This window comes from Alistipes dispar, assembly GCF_006542685.1.
Lineage (GTDB): Bacteria > Bacteroidota > Bacteroidia > Bacteroidales > Rikenellaceae > Alistipes > Alistipes dispar.
Genome location: NZ_AP019736.1, coordinates 2126261 through 2143216, shown reverse-complemented (window position 1 = coordinate 2143216; position 16956 = coordinate 2126261). Strand labels below are relative to the sequence as shown.

Annotated in this window: 12 protein-coding genes; all 12 read right to left on the bottom strand. The window is 64.0% G+C overall.

Annotation, left to right across the window (positions count from 1 at the left end):
• Positions 1 to 12: 12 nt before the first annotated feature.
• Entirely contained in the window at positions 13 to 645 is a 633-nt protein-coding gene (gene pyrE, locus FME97_RS09020; protein WP_141429149.1) for an orotate phosphoribosyltransferase, read from the bottom strand.
• A gap of 12 nt (positions 646 to 657) precedes the next feature.
• Complete coding sequence (locus tag FME97_RS09015) at positions 658 to 942, bottom strand: glutaredoxin family protein (RefSeq protein ID WP_141429147.1); 285 nt, start codon at positions 940 to 942, stop codon at positions 658 to 660.
• A 186-nt stretch (positions 943 to 1128) separates the two neighbouring features.
• Positions 1129 to 1833: an orotidine-5'-phosphate decarboxylase gene (pyrF, locus tag FME97_RS09010; RefSeq protein ID WP_141429145.1), complete on the bottom strand. Its 705-nt coding sequence runs from the start codon at positions 1831 to 1833 to the stop codon at positions 1129 to 1131.
• Positions 1834 to 1925: 92 nt separating this feature from the next.
• Positions 1926 to 2885, bottom strand: coding sequence for a dihydroorotate dehydrogenase (locus FME97_RS09005; RefSeq protein ID WP_141429143.1), 960 nt, complete (start codon positions 2883 to 2885; stop codon positions 1926 to 1928).
• Positions 2879 to 3619, bottom strand: a complete 741-nt coding sequence (locus tag FME97_RS09000; RefSeq protein WP_141429142.1) for a dihydroorotate dehydrogenase electron transfer subunit — start codon at positions 3617 to 3619, stop codon at positions 2879 to 2881. Before FME97_RS09000 ends, FME97_RS09005 begins: the two co-directional genes overlap by 7 nt.
• A gap of 177 nt (positions 3620 to 3796) precedes the next feature.
• Positions 3797 to 6979, bottom strand: coding sequence for a carbamoyl-phosphate synthase large subunit (gene carB, locus FME97_RS08995; RefSeq protein ID WP_141429140.1), 3183 nt, complete (start codon positions 6977 to 6979; stop codon positions 3797 to 3799).
• Entirely contained in the window at positions 6972 to 8063 is a 1092-nt protein-coding gene (carA, locus tag FME97_RS08990) for a glutamine-hydrolyzing carbamoyl-phosphate synthase small subunit (protein ID WP_141429138.1), read from the bottom strand. Before carA ends, carB begins: the two co-directional genes overlap by 8 nt.
• Positions 8064 to 8185: 122 nt before the next feature.
• The gene (locus FME97_RS08985) at positions 8186 to 9448 is read right to left on the bottom strand and encodes a dihydroorotase (RefSeq protein WP_141429136.1); all 1263 of its coding nucleotides are present in this window, start codon (positions 9446 to 9448) and stop codon (positions 8186 to 8188) included.
• A gap of 297 nt (positions 9449 to 9745) precedes the next feature.
• Complete coding sequence (locus FME97_RS08980; RefSeq protein ID WP_141429134.1) at positions 9746 to 10519, bottom strand: DeoR/GlpR family DNA-binding transcription regulator; 774 nt, start codon at positions 10517 to 10519, stop codon at positions 9746 to 9748.
• 49 nt (positions 10520 to 10568) lie between these two features.
• Complete coding sequence (locus FME97_RS08975) at positions 10569 to 11930, bottom strand: MFS transporter (protein ID WP_141429132.1); 1362 nt, start codon at positions 11928 to 11930, stop codon at positions 10569 to 10571.
• A 106-nt stretch (positions 11931 to 12036) separates the two neighbouring features.
• Complete coding sequence (locus tag FME97_RS08970) at positions 12037 to 13377, bottom strand: sn-glycerol-1-phosphate dehydrogenase (protein ID WP_141429131.1); 1341 nt, start codon at positions 13375 to 13377, stop codon at positions 12037 to 12039.
• Between the two features lie 123 nt (positions 13378 to 13500).
• On the bottom strand, positions 13501 to 16443 hold the full coding sequence (locus FME97_RS08965) for a fibronectin type III domain-containing protein (protein WP_162502072.1): 2943 nt from the start codon (positions 16441 to 16443) through the stop codon (positions 13501 to 13503).
• Between the last annotated feature and the right edge of the window lie 513 nt (positions 16444 to 16956).

The following is a 16956-nucleotide window of genomic DNA, read 5'->3' as shown; positions in this document are numbered from 1 at the left end:
GTTCCGGCCCGTTTATCGGTTCATCCACGATTCGTCCGACGGGTCGTCGCGGAACCGGAGCAGGCGCGCCTTGTCCCCGGGTTCGATATACCCTTCGTCGGCGGCCACCTCCACCAGCGCGTCGAGATTCGAGAGACTGTAATTCACGACATTCGCCTCGCGCAGGCGCTCCACGCCCTTCTTCATGCCGTAGGTGAAGATCGACGCCACGCCCAGCACCTCGGCGCCCGCCTCGCGCAACGCCTCGACCACCTCGATACACGATCCGCCCGTCGAGATCAGGTCCTCGACGACGACCACCTTCTGCCCCTTCTCGAGCCGTCCTTCGATGCGGTTGCCGCGGCCGTGGTCCTTGGCTCCCGACCGCACGTAGCCCATCGGCAGGCCGAGGATCGTCGCCGTGATGGCGGCATGGGCGATGCCGGCCGTGGAGGTTCCCATCAGCACCTCCGCGCCGGGAAACTTCGTGCGGACGATCTCCGCAAGCCCCGCCTCGACACGCCCGCGCACCTCGGGGGCGGACAGCGTCAGACGGTTGTCGCAATAAATCGGGCTTTTGATTCCGCTCGCCCACGTGAACGGCTGCTCGGGACGCAGGAACACCGCGCCGATCGAGAGCAGGTCTTTCGCAATAGCTTTCTCCATACTTATTCTTGTTTATCGGTTCTCAGTCGTCCGGCACGCGCCGAGCGCCCGCCGCAGAATCCGCTCCACCTCCTCGGGATAGATTCCGCCTTCGTGGACCTTTTCGCCGTCCACATAGAACGTAGGCACATAGTAATAGTCGAATCCGTCGGCCACCCCGGGCTGCTCGGACTCCTCGATCATCTCGATCTCGACCTCCGCCAGTTCGGGATGCGCGGCTTTCGCCTCTTCGATATACCGCAGCGCCTTCTTGCAGAAGGGGCAGTTCTTCAGGTAAAACAGTTTCACGGGTTTCATAAAACGGTGCTTTTTCATGCAGTCGCGCACGGATGCGCCCCTGCAAATATACGACAATTCCGGCTTCGCCGCGCGAATTCCGTACGGCGCCGCCCGATTCGCCTGCCGCGCCGCACGCCGAACCGGACATGCAGCGCCCCGACCGCACCGCCGCAGCCGTCTCCGGCAGTCCGCGCGGCGCGTCCGTCACCCCACGAACTCGGCCACGCAACGGCGGTAGGCCGCCACGGGATCCGCAGCCGCGGTGATCGGGCGTCCCACAACGATGAAGTCCGAGCCGATCTCCCGGGCGCGGGCCGGCGTCGTGACGCGCACCTGGTCCGCCACGTCGCCGTCGGCGAAACGCACGCCGGGCGTCACGGTCAGGAACTCCGCGCCGCACGCCCCGTGCACCATGCCGGCTTCGAGCGGCGAGCAGACCACGCCGTCCAGCCCCGCCTCGCGGGCATTCCGGGCATACTGCACGATCGTCTCGCCGATCGGGGCTCCGATCAGCAGCTCGCGCTGCATGCGCTCCTCGCTGGTCGAGGTGAGCTGCGTCACGGCGATCAGCAGGGGCCGCGTGCCGTCCTCGCGCGTAAGTCCCTCGCGCGCGGCCTTCATCATCTCGATCGTCCCGGCGGCATGGACGTTGCACATGTCCACGTCCAGCCGCGACAGCACGGCCATCGCCTTGCGCACGGTGTTGGGTATGTCGTGGAGCTTCAGGTCGAGGAAAATCCGGTGGCCGCGGCGCTTGATCTCGCGCACGATTTCGGGTCCCTCGGCATAGAACAGCTCCATGCCGATCTTCAGAAAGGGTTTGCGCTCCTCGCCCCGGAACAGGTCGAGAAAGCCGAATGTGTCCGCCGCGGACTTGAAGTCGCAGGCGATGATTACGTCGTGTTGCATGCTGTAAGTTTTTTGCTTTTCGTCGCCGCCTCCCCGGGCCCGGACATGCCGCGCTCCGAGAGGCCGTTGGTCTCTTCACTCCGTCCGGTGCGTCACTCCACGCAGCCTACGATGTCGCGCAGGCAGCCGATGCCCAGCCGCTCCATCTCCGCGGGCAGCGCCTCGACGATCTCCTTCGAGGCGTAGGGATTCACCAGATTCGCCGCGCCGACCTCTACGGCCGTCGCCCCGGCCATCATCATCTCGATCACGTCGCGTGCCGTCGCAACGCCGCCGCAGCCGATGACCGGAATGCGGCACGCCCGGCTCACCTGATAGACCATGCGCACGGCCACGGGGAAGATCGCGGGCCCGGAGAATCCGCCCATCGTGTTGGCGATCACCGGACGCCGCCGCACCGGGTCGATGCGCATGCCCAGCATCGTGTTGATGAGGCACAATCCGTCGGCCCCCGCCCGTTCGCACGCCCGGGCGATCGCTACGATGTCCGTCACGTTGGGCGACAGCTTGATGACCACCGGCTTGGTCGTCACGGCCTTCACCGCGCGCGTCACCTCGGCCGCCGCCTCGGGCGACGTGCCGAACGACATGCCCCCGTGCCGCACGTTGGGACACGAGACGTTCACCTCGATCAGCCCCACCTGCTCCTCGCGGTCGATCCGCTCGCAGCAGTAGGCGTACTCCTCGACCGAGAAACCCGAAATATTGGCGATCACGGGCTTGCGGAAGAAGGTCTTCAGCCGCGGCAGCTCCTCGACGATCACGCGGTCGATGCCGGGATTCTGCAACCCCACGGCGTTGATCATGCCCGCCTCGCACTCGGCGATGCGGGGCGTCGGATTACCGAAACGCGCCTCGCGGGTCGTCCCCTTGAACGAGAACGACCCGAGGATGTTGATGTCGTAGAACTCGCGGAACTCGTTGCCGTAGCCGAAAGTCCCGCTGGCCGGAATCACCGGATTGTCCAGCTTCAGACCGCACAGCTCGACCGAAAGGTCTCGCGCCGCCGCCCCTTCCGGTGCGGAGACGCTCTTTTGCGTATCGTTCACCATATCACCTCTCCTTTCTCCAGCACGGGACCCTCCCTGCAAATGCGCTTGTTCCCGTATTTGGTCTTGCACGAACACCCCATGCAGGCGCCGAAGCCGCAGCCCATGCGCTCCTCGAAGGAGAGCTGTCCGTCCTGCGCGACCGCCTCGGCGAGCGCCCGCAGCATCGGCAGCGGGCCGCAGGCGTAGAAGTAGTCGAAATCGGGCGTCCGTTCGGCGATGGCCGTCGTGACGAAGCCCCGCACGCCGCGCGACCCGTCGGCCGTGGCGACCGTCACGTCGCATCCCAGCGCGCGGAACTCCTCCTCGCAGAAGACCTCCGCGGCAGTGTTGAAGCCCAGCACGACCTGCACCGGCCGCCCCTCGGAGAGCAGCTTCCGGGCCAGGCCGTAGAGCGGCGGAACGCCCACGCCGCCCCCGACGAGCAGCGGCCGCCGGGCGTCGTTGGCCGTCGAGAAGCCGTTGCCCAGCCCCGTGAGCAGGTCGAGGCACTCGCCCGGCCGCATACGGCTCATCTGCGCGGTTCCCCCACCTACTACCTTATAAATCAACGTGATCGAATCCTCGTCGTAGTCGCAGACCGAAATCGGACGGCGCAAATACCGTCCTTCCAGCGCGATATTGACGAACTGCCCGGGCGCTGCGATCCACCGCGTGTCGCCCTCCAGCGTCATGCGCCACACGGCGGCCGTCAGCGGCTCGTTCGCACGGATTCTGTAAACTGCTTTCTTATACATATAATCTTCCAAATCGCTTTCGGCCCGGCAAAAGCGCCGCAGAACCGGACGGCCGCCTGCTCCGTGCGACCCGGTCCGCGAACGGACACCTGTCCGCAGGTCCGCAGGCAAACCGCCCCCGTTCTCCGCACGTCCAGGCCACACACCGCCTACGGTTCCCTCCTCCCGCCGGCATCCCTATTTCGAGTCGATGGTCGAAACGCGCAGCGTGATCTCCTCCAGCACGTCGAGCAGCACCTTCACCGTCTCGAGCGCCGTGAAGACCGTCACGTTGTTCTCGACGGCCGTGCGGCGGATCTCGTACCCGTCCAGACGCGTGTTGTGCTGGTTGATGTCGATCGTGTTGATGACGTAGCTCACATGCCCCTGCCGCAGCGCGTCGATGATCTCCGAGCTGCCCTCGTTGAGCTTGCGCCGCGTGCGGGTGCGGATGCCGTGCTCGCGCAGGAATTCGGCCGTGCCGGTCGTCGCCTCGACGTTGAAGCCCAGATCGTAGAAACGGCGCACGAGCGGCAACGCCTGCTCCTTGTCCTGATCGGCGATCGTGACGAAGATCGTGCCGTAGTTCGAGACGTTCATGCCCGTGGCCTGCAACGCCTTGTAGAGCGCGCGGGTCAGCTTGTCGTCGTAGCCGATCGCCTCGCCCGTGGACTTCATCTCGGGCGAGAGGTAGGAGTCCATGCCGCGGATCTTGGCGAACGAGAAGGCCGGCGCCTTCACGTACCAGCGCTCCTTCTCCCGGCCATAGACCTCCGTGATGCCCTGCTCGCGCAGCGAGCGGCCCAGAATCACCTGCGTGGCGATGTGGGCCATTTGCACACCCGTGGATTTCGAGAGGAAAGGCACGGTGCGCGACGAGCGCGGATTGACCTCGATGACATACACCTCGTCGTCGCCGTCGAGGATGAACTGGATGTTGTAGAGACCCACGATGCCGATGCGCAGACCCAGCCGCACCGTGTAGTCGATGATCTTCTCCTTGGCCTTCCGGCTCACGCTGAAGGTCGGATAGACGCTGATCGAGTCGCCCGAGTGGATACCCGTGCGCTCGACATGCTCCATGATGCCGGGAATGAAGACGTCGCGGCCGTCGCAGATGGCGTCCACCTCCAGCTCCTTGCCCATGATGTAACGGTCCACCAGCACGGGCGAATCCTCGTTCACCTCGACGGCCGTCTGGAGGTAGTGGCGCAGCCGCTCCTCGTTCGAGACGATCTGCATGGCGCGGCCGCCCAGCACGTAGCTCGGACGCACCAGCACCGGATAGCCGATACGCGCGGCGGCCCGCACGCCGGCCTCGATGTCCGTCACGGCCTCGGCCTCGGGCTGAGGAATGCCCAGCTCCTCCATGATCCGCTCGAAACAGCCGCGGTCCTCGGCGTTGCGGATCGCCGCGCAGTCCGTGCCGATGATGGGCACGCCCAGCTCGGCGAGCGGCTCGGCGAGATTGATGGCCGTCTGGCCGCCGAGCGACACGACGATCGCCTTGGGTTTTTCGAGGTGCACGACGTTCATCACGTCCTCGACCGTGAGGGGTTCGAAGTAGAGCTTGTCGCTGGTGGTGTAGTCCGTCGAGACGGTCTCGGGATTGTTGTTGATGATGATGGCCTCGTAGCCCGCCTCGCGGATCGACCAGATGGCGTGCACCGTGGAGTAGTCGAATTCGACGCCCTGCCCGATGCGGATCGGACCGGAGCCGAGCACCACGATCTTCTCCTTGCCGCTCACCACGGATTCGTTCTCCAGCTCGTAGGTCGAGTAGAAATAGGGTACGTAGGAGGCGAACTCGCTGGCGCACGTGTCGATCATCTTATAGACGGGGAAGATGCCGTTCTTCTCGCGCAGACGGTACATGTCGTGCTGCGAGAGGCCCCACAACTGCCCGATATACTTGTCGCTGAAGCCCATGCGTTTGGCGTCGCGCAGCGTCTCGACGTCCATCGGATGCGCACGGACGACGCTCTCGAACTCGACGATGTTCTTGAACTTCTCGAGGAAGAACATGTCGATCTTCGTCCGGTTGTAGATCAGCACGAGGTCGATGCCGCCGCGGATCAACTGCGCGATGGCGTAGAGCCGGTCGTCCGTGCCGTCCTTGATGTAGTCGAGCAGCTCGTCGTTCGACCACGTGTCGAACTTCTTGTGGTGGATGTGGCAGACGCCCGTCTCGAGCGACCGCACGGCCTTCAGGAGCGACTCCTCCATCGTGCGGCCCACGGACATGACTTCGCCCGTGGCCTTCATCTGCGTACCCAGCTTGTTCGAGGCGTCAGAGAACTTGTCGAACGGGAAGCGGGCGATCTTCGTCACCACGTAGTCCAGCGTCGGTTCAAACGAGGCCGGGGTGTTGGCGATGCGGATCTCGTCGAGGGTCATGCCCACGGCGATCTTGGCGCTCACCCGCGCGATGGGATAGCCCGACGCCTTCGACGCGAGGGCCGAGGAGCGCGACACGCGGGGATTGACCTCGATCAGGTAGTATTTGAACGACAGCGGGTCGAGCGCGAACTGCACGTTGCAGCCGCCCTCGATCCGGAGGGCGCGGATGATCTTCAGCGCCGAGTCGCGCAGCATCTGGTACTCGCGGTTGGTGAGCGTCTGGCTCGGGGCCACGACGATCGAATCGCCCGTGTGCACGCCTACGGGATCGATATTCTCCATGTTGCAGATGGCGATGGCCGTGTCGTTGCTGTCGCGGATCACCTCGTACTCGATCTCCTTGTAGCCCTTGATGCTCTTCTCGATGAGCACCTGATGCACGGGCGAGAGGAAGAGTGCGTTGCGCATCATCTCGCGCAGCTCCTGCTCGTTGTCGGCGAAGCCGCCGCCCGTGCCGCCCAGCGTGAAGGCGGGACGCAGCACCACCGGATAGCCGATCTGCGCGGCGATCCCGACGGCCTCGTCGATCGACGAGGCCACCTCGGAGGGAAGCACCGGCTCGCCCAGCTCCTCGCACAGCTCCTTGAACAGCTCGCGGTCCTCGGCGCGCTCGATCGACTCGAACGACGTGCCCAGAATCTCGACCTGGCACTCCTTCAGAATGCCCTTCTTGGCCAGTTGCACCGCCAGGTTCAGACCCGTCTGGCCACCCAGCCCCGGAACGATGGCGTCGGGACGTTCGTAGCGGATGATCTTGGCGACGTACTCGAGCGTCAGCGGCTCCATGTAAACCTTGTCGGCGATATGCGTGTCGGTCATGATGGTCGCGGGGTTCGAGTTGGCCAGCACCACTTCGTAACCCTCCTCCTTGAGGGCCATGCAGGCCTGCGTGCCCGCATAGTCGAACTCGGCGGCCTGCCCGATGACGATGGGCCCCGAGCCGATGACCATTACCTTGTTGATATCCTTTCTCTTAGGCATTTTTGTACTCCTCCATCATTTTAATGAACTTATCGAACAAATAGGCGCTGTCCTGCGGACCCGGCGCGCTCTCGGGATGGTACTGCACCGAAAAGACCCGGTCGGCGGCGCACTCGACGCCCTCGGCCGTGCCGTCCAGCAGATTGACGTGCGTGAGCGTGAGAGGCGTACCCTTCAGCGACTCGATGTCCACGGCGAAGCTGTGGTTCTGGCTCGTGATTTCGATCTTGCCCGTGGCCAGGCACTTGACGGGATGGTTGCCGCCGCGGTGGCCGAATTTCATCTTGAAGGTCCGCGCGCCGTAAGCCAGCGAAATGAGCTGATGGCCCATGCAGATGCCGAAGATCGGCAGACGTCCCCGAAGCGCCCGCACCTTCTCGATCACGGGCCGGACATCCGTGGGATCGCCCGGACCGTTCGAGAGGAAGATGCCGTCGGGACGGAAGGCGAGAATCTCCTCGACCGAGGCGTCGAACGGGACGACGGTGACGTTGCATCCCTTCTCGTTGAGTTTGCGGATGATGTTGTACTTGATGCCGCAATCGACGGCCACCACGTCCCACCGGTGGTTGGGCGTGCGCGAGAACCAGCGCTTGCGGCAGCTCACGCGCGAAACCATGTCGTGCGGGAGGTCGTATTCGCGCAGGCGGCGCATCGCCTCCCCGGAAGGCGTCGCGGCGTCGGTGACGAGCACCTTCTGCGAACCCTCGTCGCGGATGATGCGCGTCAGCGTGCGGGTGTCGATGCCCGAAACGGCCGGGATGTTGTGCTCCTCGAGCACCTCGTGCAGCGTCTTCGTGTAACGGAAGTTCGAAGGCGTGTCGTTGTACTCGCGGACGATCATGCCGCCAATGGTCGGGAATTTCGTTTCGTAATCCTCCTCGGCCGTGCCGTAGTTGCCGATCAGCGGATAGGTCATCACGACCATCTGATCGGTGTAGGACGGATCGGAGAGAATCTCCTGATACCCCACCATCGAGGTATTGAAGACGATTTCGTTGATCGCCTCCCGGTCGGCCCCGAATCCGTAGCCGTAAAACTCGCGGCCGTTCTCCAGGACAATTTTTTTCGTAAATGGCTTCATCCTTATCTATTTGAATTTCATAGTTTCCGCGAACGTCCCGGCACGGGCGCAGTCCCCTTCCCGCGCCGCAACAGAATCCGCCGCACGGAGCCTTCTCCGCTTCCGGCCGGTCCCCGCGCCTCTCAGCTCCGCCCGTCGTAGGCCACGCGCCCGCCGACCACCGTCAGCACGGCGCGTCCCCGGACGGGCCATGCGGCGAAAGGCGTGGCGCGCCCCTTCGAACGGAACGTCGCCGGATCGAGACGGTACTCCGCCTCCAGGTCCAGCACCGTGAAGTCGGCCTCGTCGCCGGGCTCCACGCCCCCTTCGAGGCCGAATATCCGCCGAGGCGCGAGAGCCATCGCCTCGACGAGCCGCCCGAACGGAATCGTTCCGGGCAGCACCAAATATCTGTAAAGCAGCGGAAAGGCGCACTCCAGCCCCACGATGCCCATGGCGCTGCGGGCCAGTCCGCGCAGCTTCTCTTCGGCCGTATGCGGCGCATGGTCGGTGGCGATCACCTCGATCGTCCCGTCGGCGAGGCCCTCCACGAGCGCCTCGCGGTCTTCGCGGCCGCGCAGCGGCGGATTCATCTTGAAACGCCCCTCCTCCTTCAGATCCGAGTCCGTGAGAAGCAGGTAGTGCGGAGCCGTTTCGCAGCTCACGCGCAGTCCCGACGCCTTGGCCTGCCGCACCAGACGCACGCTCTCCTTCGTGGAGACGTGGCAGACGTGGTACTGGCAGCCCGTTCGGGCCGACAGTTCGATGTCGCGCTCCACCTGCCGCCACTCGCTCTCGGAGCAGATTCCCCGGTGGCCGCGCTCGCGGCAGTACACGCCGTCGTGGATATACCCGCCGCGCAACAGATCGTCCACCTCGCAATGGGCCACGATCGGCCGGCCGACGGCCGCCGCACGGCGCATCGCCTCCTCCATGAGTTCGGCCGACTGCACGCCGCGTCCGTCGTCCGAAAAGCCCACGACCCAGGGGGCCAGCGCCCCGAAGTCCACCAACTCCCCGCAGCCGCGCTGCCCCATCGTGATCGTGCCGTAGGGTTTCACGCGCACCGCGGCGTCGCGGCGGATGATCTCCATCTGCCGCTCCAGCGTCTCCGGCGTGTCGGGCGCGGGATTGAGGTTCGGCATCGAACAGACCGTCGTATATCCCCCGCGGGCGGCGGCGGCGGTTCCCGTGGCGACGGTCTCCTTCTGCGGAAATCCCGGTTCGCGCAGGTGGACATGGACGTCCACCAGTCCGGGGACGACGACCAGTCCGGTCAGATCCACCGTCCGGTCGTCCGGTCGGCGCTCCCCGGCGGGTGCGATGCGGCTCCCCTCGACGGCCAGATCGCCCTCTTCGAAACGGCCGCCGCGGAAAATCCGGGCGCCGGTATATACGGTCTTCATGGTTGCAGGCGCAAAAAAATAGGGCAACCGAAACAGTTACCCTAATGAAACAATAATGCCCGGATCCGCCGGAGAATGAAACCCCGACCAATAGTCCTGCTGCCGGAAAACCCGTGCGGAAGATATGTCGCGGTTGCAATTCATGTCCAGGATTCGAACGTCGCTTAATTGGGTACAAAGGTAGGGCTTTTTCACCGGGCATGCAAAACTTTTCCGGAAATTTTTTCAACAGCCGGCATCCGGTTCCTTCCCCGACGCCCCCGTCCCCGAAGCGGCGCCGTCAGCCGGCGCTTCCGCCTACTTCACGACGATCAGATCGACCCCCGCCTCTTCGAGCGCCGAAGCCATCTGTTCGGAAACCTCCGCTTCGGTCACGATCACGTCGATCTCCTCGAGCGAACCGATACGGCCGAAGCCGCGCTGTCCGAATTTCGAGGAATCGGCCAGCACGATCGTCTGCGAGGCAGCCTCCATCATCCGCCGCGTGAGTTTCGCCTCCTCGATCGTCGAGGTGGTGATGCCGTGCTCGAGGTCGATGCCGTCCACTCCGAAAAAGACCTTCGAGCAGATGCAGTCGTCGAGCGCCCGGACCGCCTCGCTGCCCGAGACGGACAGCGACTTCTTGTGCACTGCGCCGCCGAGCTGCACCACATCGACGTTCTCGACCTCGTTGAGCAGCACGCCCAGCCGCAGGAACGGCGTGACGATATTCAGGTGATGCCACGGCCGCAGGCGGATCTCCTCGGCGAAGGCGTGGATGGTCGAACCCGACGCCACGATCACCGAGTCGTTGTCGTCGAGCAGCTCCACCGCCCGGCGGGCGATGGCGCGCTTGGCCTCGCGGTTGATATTGTCCTTCACATGCACGTCGAGGTCCGCGACATGGGGATTGGCCGGACGCGCGCTGCCGTGGACCTTGTAAAGGAGGCCCTTGCTTTCGAGAATCTTCACGTCCTTGCGGATCGTGACCTTCGTCACACCCAGTTCGTTGGCGACATCCGTAATACGCACGAACCCGCGCCTGTTCAGCGAGTCGAGAATGTATTTGTGCCGTTCGGCGATACTCAACATAACAACTCCTATTTAGTCATATTCCACTCCGAGCTTCTCCCGCGCGGCGTCAGGCCTCCGACACCCCGGAACCGTACCCGTCGGCCTTCGCGCCCCACATCAGCAGGAAAACCGCCATGCCCGCGACGGCCATCGCCAAAATGCCGACATAGGCCCAGCTCCAGCCGTAGTGCTGCGCCACATAGCCCAGCCCCACGCCCGAAACGAGCGTCGAGGCGTAGCCGAACAGCCCCGTGAGGCCGTTGGCCGTGGCGGCGGCCCGCTTGGTCGCCTGGTTGGCGGCGGCGATGCCGATGAGCGCCTGCGGGCCGTAGATGCAGAATCCGGCGGCGCACAGCGTGGCGAAGAGCAGCCAGATCGGCGCGTCGGAAGGCAGTTGCCAGAAGGCGAAGACGAAGAGCGCGGCGCCCGCCATGCAGAAGACGCAGGTGCGGTGCGCGCGTCCCTTCAGCCACCTGTCCGTCGCCCAGCCCGAGAAGAGCATGCCCAGAATGCCGGCGATTTCGAACATGGCCACGAGCCATCCGGCGTGCTCCATGCTGACGCCCTTCGACTGGCTCAGCAGCGACGGTCCCCAGTCGAGCACCGAGAAGCGGACGATATAGACGAAGAAGTTGGCGAATCCCAGAATCCAGATCAGCGGATTGCGGAAGACGTGCTTCATGAGGAACGCCTTGTGCTCGGCCCCCTTCGGAGCGGACTTTTCGCCGCGGGTCTCCGTCCCCTCGAGTTCGGGAAGACCCACCGACGTCGGCGTGTCGCGCAGAAAGACCACCAGACCGACAGCGCCCGCGAAGGCGATCGCCGAAGGAATCCAGAAACACCACTTCCATGCGCCGACATGGTCCGGGCCGCTGCCCAGCGATCCCATGATATATCCGCAGAGGATGACCACCAGCCCTGCGCCGATCGAGTGCGAGGTGTTCCACACGGACATCTTCGTGGCCAGCTGCACGGGCGGAATCCAATGGGTCAGCAGCCGCGCGCAGGGCGGGAAGCCCGTTCCCTGCAACAGGCCGTTCACGACCCACATGACCCCCATGAAGAGGATCATCGTATTGGTGAAACGGTCGCCGGTGTGCTCGCCCGTGATCCAGTAGGAGACGTCCTCGCCGAATCCGAAGGCGAAGTTGGCCAGTGCGCAGAGCCCCAGGCCGACGGCCATGTACCAGCGGGCGTTCATCCTGTCGGCCAGGATGCCGTTCAGGAAGCGCGAGAATCCATAGACGAGCCCGTTGAGCGTCAGAAAGACGCCGAGACTCGTCTTCGAAATGCCGAGGTCGGCCTCCAGGCCGGGCATGGCCAGCGAAAAGTTCTTCCGCACGAAATAGAAGAGCGCATAGCCCACCATCGTGGCGAGGATGGTGCGCGTCTGCCAATATTTGAACCGTTTTGCCTGTTCCGGTGTCATTACGAAATGAAAGTTAGCAGTTTCTCAACAAAGATACGCCTTCCGAAGCAAAAAACCGCGCCCGGAGCGAAAAAAGTCGCGAATTTTCCTCCGACGGACGGTTCCGTCAGCGGATCTCCCAGATACAGCCCGGACCGAACAGACGGTCGAGCCACTCCTCCATCCACCCGCAGCGGAACACCGTGTCGATCACCGAGTAGCGGCTCCGCATGTAGGGAATCCGCGCGAAAGCCTCCCGGAACCGGGCGCGCGACACTCCGATCTGCTCCGGCTCGCAGGGCGCTCCGACGAGCCGCAGCCGGCGGTGCACCTCCCCGAACGGAATGATCTGCCGGCGAATCCGCTCCCGGAGTTCGGGCCATGCCTGCCGCAGCCGCGTCAGTTGTTCGTACAGCCCCTGCCGATCGACATACTTGCCGTACGTCTCCTTCAGACCGCGGGCCACCAGCTCGGGATCGCCGGCGAAGACGGCCCGGATGTCCCGCTCGGTCTCCTCCCACGACTTCCATGCGGCCACGCAGCCCGCGACGTCGAGCCGTTCGACGGGCGCCTCGAGCAGCATCTCAAGAAAGGCCGTCGAGGCGAGCGTGCCGATTCCGACCTTGAAACCGTGCGAAACCGACGCTCCTCCGAAGCGCAGGTGCTCCATGTCCCACAAATGGCTGAACTGATGCTCGGCCCCGGAGGCCGGACGGCTCGACTGCGCGGCCTGCATGGCGAAACCGCTCAGCAGAAGCCCTTCGGCCAGCCGGCCGACCTTCCCGACGTCGCCCGCATGCACGCCCGTCGGATCGCACAACGCCTCCGGCAGTCCGTCCTGCACGAGCGAGAAGGCGAAATCGTCCATCGCCTCGGCTCCCACGGCGTCGGCCAGCATCCAGTCGGCCCCGGCGGGAATCTTGGCGATCAGATCAGCATACCCCGAGGCGGAGAGCGCGGCGGGGGCCGCGGCGGCGATCGCCGGGTCGAAAACCATGCCCAGCGGCGCCGGGCAGTCGAACGTCTGCTTGTTGCCGTCCCGGGTGATCGACGCCCCGTAGGCGGTGTATCCGTCCATCGACGCGGCCGTACCGACCACCAGATAACGGCGCCCGTTGTGGTGCGAGGCGAGTTTCGCGAGGTCGTTGATCACCCCCGACCCCACGGCCACCGGCACGGCGTCGGTTCCGGCGAGCAACGCGTCGAGCCGTTCGACGTAGCCCCATTCGGCGTAGAGCCCGGGATCGGCGAAGACACAGGGCTCGTCCTGCCCGATTCCGGCCTCGCCGAGAATCCGGTGCACCTCCTCCCCGGCCACGCGCCACGTATTGAGGTCGGCGACCACCAGCGCCCGGCGCCCGGGAAACAGTTCGACAAAAAGTTCCGCCGCACGGGGCAGCGTTCCGACCCCGAACGCCAGCGCGCGGGTGTCGGTCGTGCGCCGGAGCGCACTTTCGATCTTATTCATAATATCGGTATCCGTTGATTTCAGGTAACATGGGAAACCGCCCTGCGGCAGGTTCCCGGCAAAGGCCCCGGGGACTGCATCCGCGCAGTCCCCGGCTGCCTGTCGTCGTACCGGTCCGGAACGCTACTGCGCCCTGCGGACCTTGAGGTTGTCGAGCCACATCCGGTGCTGGGCCTTGTCGTTCTCGAGCGCCGTATAGATCCGGATGCGGGTCGCGGCCGTAGCCCCCGAGATACGGATCCGGTGATTCGTATAACGGTAGGAGTCGGTCCGCCCTTCGCCGCGCATCGTCGCGGCCGTCACGTTCCGGAGCTCCGCAGTCAGTCCGTCGCCGGAGATCACGGCCTGCCCGGAGGTCTCGCCCGAGACCCCGGCGATCGTGCCGCCGCCGAGAATCTCCACATAGAACGGAGCGTCCGCATCGGAATTCGAGGGCGACATCATGTCGCCGCCGCTGCTCGGTTCGTAGTAGGAGCAGGCATCCAGCTCGAGTTCCAGCTCCGTGGGACCGGTCAGCCCGGGGAACGCCGGCAGCGTGAGCCAGGCAGGCTTGCTGCCGCCGCCGAACTTCATGTACCCGGCCGCCATGCCCATATTCGAACTGTTCTTCGTCCAGTCGTCGAGGTCCCAGGCCGGCAGGTAGGCGTCGAAATAGGACCGTTCCGCCTTCACGGCCTGACAGTAGATCGAGTTCTTGTCGCCCGGGGCCGTATAGTCCACCCGGTCCGGATCCGAGAAATCCTCGGTCGCGCCGTAGCTGAAGCCGTAGGCTCCGTACAACGGCTGTCCGCCCGTAGGCATTCGCTCGAAATCGGCGTAAAGCAGGCAGTCCGCGTGATCGGCCGCGGGGTCGGCATCGGTCGTCACCTGCACGGCGGCCCATTCCGAATCGAGGTAACGCTCCGCGTCGGCCGTCGAACGGCGGCGCATCTCGAGCGTATAGGTCGTCGAAGGCGCCAGCCCGCCCCACACCAGACGGTAGTACCTGTATTTGGCGAAGTTGAACGATTTGTACGCCTCGACCGACCGGATCACCTCGCCCGCGGCGTTCTTCACGCGGAAATCGTACGTGTCCGACGTCGTGACGGGCTGCTGCGCGAGCGCCTCGGACGACAACTCCCATTCGAGCACGGCCAGTCCGTGCGTCTTGGCGAAAATCCGCACCGACGGGGCGATCAGCGGCTGCGGGTCGGTCGTCACGAGCTGCGCGACGGCGGCGTCCGAATCGTACTCGCCCGCCTCGGCGGCGGCCTGCGCCACCACAGAAACCGTGTACTCCGTACCGGCCTGCAATTTCCCGAAGGTGTAGGAAGTCTCCCGCACCAGAGCCGTCTCCGCAGCCTCGCCGCCCGCAGCCGGAACGGCCGAAACCCGGTAGCCGTAGGCTCCGCTCACGGCACTCCACGACACCGTGGCGCCGGTCGCCGTCGCCCCGCCGACCGAAAGCCCGGCCGGTGCGGCCAGCTTTTCGTCGGCGAAGCCGAGGGTTCCCACGTTCTTCGATGTCTCGTCGGAATCGAATTCGGCATTGCCGGCACAGAGCGCCTTCACCGTGAAAAGGTAGCGCCCGGGGACGAGACCGGTGAACTCGTAGCCCGCTTCGGCCGTCTCCACCGTCTTGCGGAAATCCGGGTTGCTGCGCGCCGCCAGGGAGATCTCATAGGAGGAGGCGCCCTTCACGCCCTCCCAGGCGACCGCGATCGACGTGTCGCCCGGCGTGTAGGCGATCGACCCGGCGTCGGGAGCCGGCAGCTTCTCGGTCACCTCCGTCTCGTCGGAACCCATCACGACGATATTGTCGATATTGATGCGATACCCTGCGCCGTCGAGCGATTCGGCGCAGATCTTGATCCGCGTCTTGTTCGTGGCGTCCTGCACGGTGAAGCTCAGCGTCTTCCACTTCCTGTCCGCCGCCGAGGACTGCGTCGGCAGCACCGCGGCATCGACCTTGCCGTTGAGCACCGTGCCCGCCCCTTCGGCCGAAACGAGGTAGGTTCCCTCCTCGTTGTCGAAACGCAGGAAATCGACCGACACGACGACGGTCTCCGGGACGGCCGACAGTTGCTCCAGCTCGGGCGTCATGATCCAGCCGCCGTTGTTCGTCACACCCAACTTCACATAGCCCGGGTGTTCGTAAACGCGCTGCCCGTCCCACTTCTCCACGCCGCGGTTGATGCGGTACTCCTCGGACATCGTCTTGAAAACGTCGTTCGTACCGTCCGACCCGGCCGTGATCACATCCGGTTCGGAAGGCTCCGTACCGACGAAGTCCTTGCCGGCCGTCGCCGAACCGTTGGGGCCCGGTCCCTTCCGGTTATCGGGGTAGTTGCCGCCCCAGACGAACAGGTCGAAGCCCATGCGGAACAGCTCGTTCGACGAATTGACGCTGCCCTGCACCTCGCCCTCGAACTTCACTTCGCCGTCGAGTGAAAACCTCACCCGGCAAACCAGGTCGCCGAGCGAGGAGGGCGTTCCGGTGATCGGCACCGAAATCGTGCCGCTGCCTTCGCGCTCGATCTCCGTCTCGAAAGTCTCCTCGATCCGCAGTCCGTCCGAACCGGCTCCTGCGAGCGAAGCCTCGACGAGCACCCGCTCGCCGCCGAACGCCTTGTCGTAAACGATATCGAGCGAAGCCGCCGACTCCGAGCCCGTGCGCAGCGATCCCGAAATCACCGGATCCTCGACCGAGAAGCGGCCGTCGGACTGCGTTACCGTCACGGCGACCTCGCCGCCGGCCGATTTCAGATAAAGGTAGCCGGTGCGCTTGCCGCCCGGATTGCGCTGCGCCGTAACGGTCACATACTGATAATCCCGACCGTTGCCCACGCCGCTCGCCGGCGAGACCGAGAACCAGGCTTCGCCCGGCTCTCCGGTGGGGTCGGGACACTCCGCGCGCGCCTCCCAGGCCCCGTCGTACCGGACCGAGACACGTGTCGCGGCATCCGCGTTATACGCCAGCTCGACCGCGTCGGAGTCGCGCCTGAGCGGCGCCGCATCCTGATCGTCGGAACAGGCCGCGAGCGAACAGACCGACAGGGCGAGCATCATGCCCATAGAACGTTTCATAAGTTTCATACACAATTCGATTAGAGTAAACAGAACGATCGCCGACAGAACAGCGGGACAAAGGTCCCGGAACGGCACTTCTTTACCCTGCAAAAGAATATGAATCGAATAACCTGCACGACAAAAGTAAAAACTATTTTTCTTTTTCACAAATCAAACCATACGAAAAACAACTTTTAGAAAGAAAAATTTTCCTTTAATAACATTTACACAACTCTGAAACACTTTTATAACAAACTTTTCCGACTTTCGCACCGAAACAATAAAACACATATCAATCAATATGTTACACACGACCATTTGCAAAGCAAAAGATCCGGCGAAGAATAAAGAAACACATCGGAAGAAATTTTTCGCACCAAAAGTTGCATAAAAAGAAATAAAAACATAAATTTGAAAACCAAAAGAAACCAACAAAACTAAAACCTTAATTTTTAAAATTTTTCAACAGCCCTCTTCCCACAGGATATAATCGGAAACAACCTGCACGGCCGTTCGATCGACGCTTCGTAT